This window comes from Streptomyces sparsogenes subsp. cuspidosporus, from assembly GCF_039532705.1.
GTDB classification, from domain to species: Bacteria; Actinomycetota; Actinomycetes; order Streptomycetales; family Streptomycetaceae; genus Streptomyces; species Streptomyces sparsogenes.
Genome location: NZ_BAAASD010000103.1, coordinates 1 through 5,062, shown reverse-complemented (window position 1 = coordinate 5,062; position 5,062 = coordinate 1). Strand labels below are relative to the sequence as shown.

Below are 5,062 nucleotides of genomic sequence, written 5' to 3'. Positions count from 1 at the left end.
ACGCGAGCAACTGAGGACAAGCCCTCGGCCTATTAGTACCAGTCAACTCCACCGGTCACCCGGCTTCCATATCTGGCCTATCAACCCAGTCGTCTACTGGGAGCCTTACCCCATCAAGTGGGTGGGAGCCCTCATCTCGAAGCAGGCTTCCCGCTTAGATGCTTTCAGCGGTTATCCCTCCCGAACGTAGCCAACCAGCCATGCCCTTGGCAGAACAACTGGCACACCAGAGGTTCGTCCGTCCCGGTCCTCTCGTACTAGGGACAGCCCTTCTCAAGACTCCTACGCGCACAGCGGATAGGGACCGAACTGTCTCACGACGTTCTAAACCCAGCTCGCGTACCGCTTTAATGGGCGAACAGCCCAACCCTTGGGACCGACTCCAGCCCCAGGATGCGACGAGCCGACATCGAGGTGCCAAACCATCCCGTCGATATGGACTCTTGGGGAAGATCAGCCTGTTATCCCCGGGGTACCTTTTATCCGTTGAGCGACGGCGCTTCCACAAGCCACCGCCGGATCACTAGTCCCGACTTTCGTCCCTGCTCGACCCGTCGGTCTCACAGTCAAGCTCCCTTGTGCACTTACACTCAACACCTGATTGCCAACCAGGCTGAGGGAACCTTTGGGCGCCTCCGTTACCCTTTAGGAGGCAACCGCCCCAGTTAAACTACCCACCAGACACTGTCCCTGATCCGGATCACGGACCCAGGTTAGACATCCAGCACGACCAGAGTGGTATTTCAACAACGACTCCACCATGACTGGCGTCACGGCTTCACAGTCTCCCACCTATCCTACACAAGCCGAACCGAACACCAATATCAAGCTGTAGTAAAGGTCCCGGGGTCTTTCCGTCCTGCTGCGCGAAACGAGCATCTTTACTCGTAATGCAATTTCACCGGGCCTATGGTTGAGACAGTCGAGAAGTCGTTACGCCATTCGTGCAGGTCGGAACTTACCCGACAAGGAATTTCGCTACCTTAGGATGGTTATAGTTACCACCGCCGTTTACTGGCGCTTAAGTTCTCAGCTTCGCCACACCGAAATGTGACTAACCGGTCCCCTTAACGTTCCAGCACCGGGCAGGCGTCAGTCCGTATACATCGCCTTACGGCTTCGCACGGACCTGTGTTTTTAGTAAACAGTCGCTTCTCGCTGGTCTCTGCGGCCACCACCAGCTCCGAGTGCAAGACTCATCACCAGCAATGGCCCCCCTTCTCCCGAAGTTACGGGGGCATTTTGCCGAGTTCCTTAACCATAGTTCACCCGAACGCCTCGGTATTCTCTACCTGACCACCTGAGTCGGTTTAGGGTACGGGCCGCCATGAAACTCGCTAGAGGCTTTTCTCGACAGCATAGGATCATCCACTTCACCACAATCGGCTCGGCATCAGGTCTCACCCTCAATGAGAGACGGATTTACCTACCCCTCGGGCTACACCCTTACCCCGGGACAACCACCGCCCGGGCTGGACTACCTTCCTGCGTCACCCCATCGCTCACCTACTACAAGTCTGGTCCGTCGGCTCCACCACTCCCCTTCACCCGAAGGATCCAGGGCGGCTTCACGGACTTAGCATCGCCTGGTTCAGCGCTGGCGCTTCAAAGCGGGTACCGGAATATCAACCGGTTGTCCATCGACTACGCCTGTCGGCCTCGCCTTAGGTCCCGACTTACCCTGGGCAGATCAGCTTGACCCAGGAACCCTTAGTCAATCGGCGCACACGTTTCTCACGTGTGAATCGCTACTCATGCCTGCATTCTCACTCGTGAACCGTCCACAACTACCTTCCGGTGCTGCTTCACCCGGCACACGACGCTCCCCTACCCATCACAGCGGCCGTTGGACCTCATGCTGCAATGACACGACTTCGGCGGTACGCTTGAGCCCCGCTACATTGTCGGCGCGGAATCACTTGACCAGTGAGCTATTACGCACTCTTTCAAGGATGGCTGCTTCTAAGCCAACCTCCTGGTTGTCTCTGCGACTCCACATCCTTTCCCACTTAGCGCACGCTTAGGGGCCTTAGTCGATGCTCTGGGCTGTTTCCCTCTCGACCATGGAGCTTATCCCCCACAGTCTCACTGCCGCGCTCTCACTTACCGGCATTCGGAGTTTGGCTAAGGTCAGTAACCCGGTAGGGCCCATCGCCTATCCAGTGCTCTACCTCCGGCAAGAAACACACGACGCTGCACCTAAATGCATTTCGGGGAGAACCAGCTATCACGGAGTTTGATTGGCCTTTCACCCCTAACCACAGGTCATCCCCCAGGTTTTCAACCCTGGTGGGTTCGGTCCTCCACGAAGTCTTACCTCCGCTTCAACCTGCCCATGGCTAGATCACTCCGCTTCGGGTCTTGGGCGCGCTACTGGGTCGCCCTATTCGGACTCGCTTTCGCTACGGCTTCCCCACACGGGTTAACCTCGCAACACACCGCAAACTCGCAGGCTCATTCTTCAAAAGGCACGCAGTCACGACCGCCAAGCAAGCTTGACGGCGACGCTCCCACGGCTTGTAGGCACACGGTTTCAGGTACTATTTCACTCCGCTCCCGCGGTACTTTTCACCATTCCCTCACGGTACTATCCGCTATCGGTCACCAGGGAATATTTAGGCTTAGCGGGTGGTCCCGCCAGATTCACACGGGATTTCTCGGGCCCCGTGCTACTTGGGAAATACGCAAGAGAGCCGTCATGATTTCAGCTACGGGGGTCTTACCCTCTACGCCGGGCCTTTCGCATGCCCTTCGCCTACCACAACGGTTTCTGACTCTCCGACCAGCCGGCAGACTGATCAAGCACACTCCCACAACCCCGTATACGCAACCCCTGCCGGGTATCACACGCATACGGTTTGGCCTCATCCGGTTTCGCTCGCCACTACTCCCGGAATCACGGTTGTTTTCTCTTCCTGCGGGTACTGAGATGTTTCACTTCCCCGCGTTCCCTCCACATACCCTATGTGTTCAGGTATGGGTGACAGCCCATGACGACTGCCGGGTTTCCCCATTCGGACACCCCCGGATCAAAGCTCGGTTGACAGCTCCCCGGGGCCTATCGCGGCCTCCCACGTCCTTCATCGGTTCCTGGTGCCAAGGCATCCACCGTGCGCCCTTAAAAACTTGGCCACAGATGCTCGCGTCCACTGTGCAGTTCTCAAACAACGACCAGTCACCCGTCACCCACCCAAACGAGCGGTTCACCGGGACCGGCGCCAAGGGAAACAGACTCTCGCCCGTGCCCTCAGACACCCAACAGCGTGCCCGACACGATCCACCGCTCGGATCCACGTTCCACGCCCCAAAGGGGCAGTACTAGCAGTCCTCACAACCAGACCGTGCCGAATAGTCAACGTTCCACCCATGAGCAACCACTCTGAGACACTCGCTCAGAGCTGGCTATGTGCTCCTTAGAAAGGAGGTGATCCAGCCGCACCTTCCGGTACGGCTACCTTGTTACGACTTCGTCCCAATCGCCAGTCCCACCTTCGACGGCTCCCTCCCAAGGGTTGGGCCACCGGCTTCGGGTGTTACCGACTTTCGTGACGTGACGGGCGGTGTGTACAAGGCCCGGGAACGTATTCACCGCAGCAATGCTGATCTGCGATTACTAGCGACTCCGACTTCATGGGGTCGAGTTGCAGACCCCAATCCGAACTGAGACCGGCTTTTTGAGATTCGCTCCACCTCGCGGTATCGCAGCTCATTGTACCGGCCATTGTAGCACGTGTGCAGCCCAAGACATAAGGGGCATGATGACTTGACGTCGTCCCCACCTTCCTCCGAGTTGACCCCGGCAGTCTCCTGTGAGTCCCCATCACCCCGAAGGGCATGCTGGCAACACAGGACAAGGGTTGCGCTCGTTGCGGGACTTAACCCAACATCTCACGACACGAGCTGACGACAGCCATGCACCACCTGTACACCGACCACAAGGGGGCACCCATCTCTGGATGTTTCCGATGTATGTCAAGCCTTGGTAAGGTTCTTCGCGTTGCGTCGAATTAAGCCACATGCTCCGCCGCTTGTGCGGGCCCCCGTCAATTCCTTTGAGTTTTAGCCTTGCGGCCGTACTCCCCAGGCGGGGAACTTAATGCGTTAGCTGCGGCACGGACAACGTGGAATGTCGCCCACACCTAGTTCCCAACGTTTACGGCGTGGACTACCAGGGTATCTAATCCTGTTCGCTCCCCACGCTTTCGCTCCTCAGCGTCAGTATCGGCCCAGAGATCCGCCTTCGCCACCGGTGTTCCTCCTGATATCTGCGCATTTCACCGCTACACCAGGAATTCCGATCTCCCCTACCGAACTCTAGCCTGCCCGTATCGAATGCAGACCCGGGGTTAAGCCCCGGGCTTTCACATCCGACGCGACAAGCCGCCTACGAGCTCTTTACGCCCAATAATTCCGGACAACGCTTGCGCCCTACGTATTACCGCGGCTGCTGGCACGTAGTTAGCCGGCGCTTCTTCTGCAGGTACCGTCACTTGCGCTTCTTCCCTGCTGAAAGAGGTTTACAACCCGAAGGCCGTCATCCCTCACGCGGCGTCGCTGCATCAGGCTTGCGCCCATTGTGCAATATTCCCCACTGCTGCCTCCCGTAGGAGTCTGGGCCGTGTCTCAGTCCCAGTGTGGCCGGTCGCCCTCTCAGGCCGGCTACCCGTCGTCGCCTTGGTAGGCCATCACCCCACCAACAAGCTGATAGGCCGCGGGCTCATCCTGCACCGCCGGAGCTTTCCACCCGGTAAGATGCCTCACCAGGTAATATCCGGTATTAGACCCCGTTTCCAGGGCTTGTCCCAGAGTGCAGGGCAGATTGCCCACGTGTTACTCACCCGTTCGCCACTAATCCACCACCGAAGCGGCTTCATCGTTCGACTTGCATGTGTTAAGCACGCCGCCAGCGTTCGTCCTGAGCCAGGATCAAACTCTCCGTGAATGCTTCCGGGCTATCCCGGCAACACCACGAGAGCGGAGCAGGCCGGAGGAATAATCCAGCCCGCTCACAGCGTCCTCGCTGTGTGTGTTTCTTCAAAGGAACCTCGTCCGATCAGCCACA

General features: G+C 58.1%; 2 rRNA genes. Both read right to left on the bottom strand.

The annotated features are described in order from the left end of the window. Window positions 1–12: 12 nt before the first annotated feature. A 23S ribosomal RNA gene (locus ABFY07_RS42395) occupies window positions 13–3,132 on the bottom strand. A 285-nt stretch (window positions 3,133–3,417) separates the two neighbouring features. Next, window positions 3,418–4,942: ribosomal RNA gene (locus ABFY07_RS42390) — 16S ribosomal RNA — on the bottom strand. Together the 16S and 23S rRNA genes form the textbook arrangement of a ribosomal RNA operon. Between the last annotated feature and the right edge of the window lie 120 nt (window positions 4,943–5,062).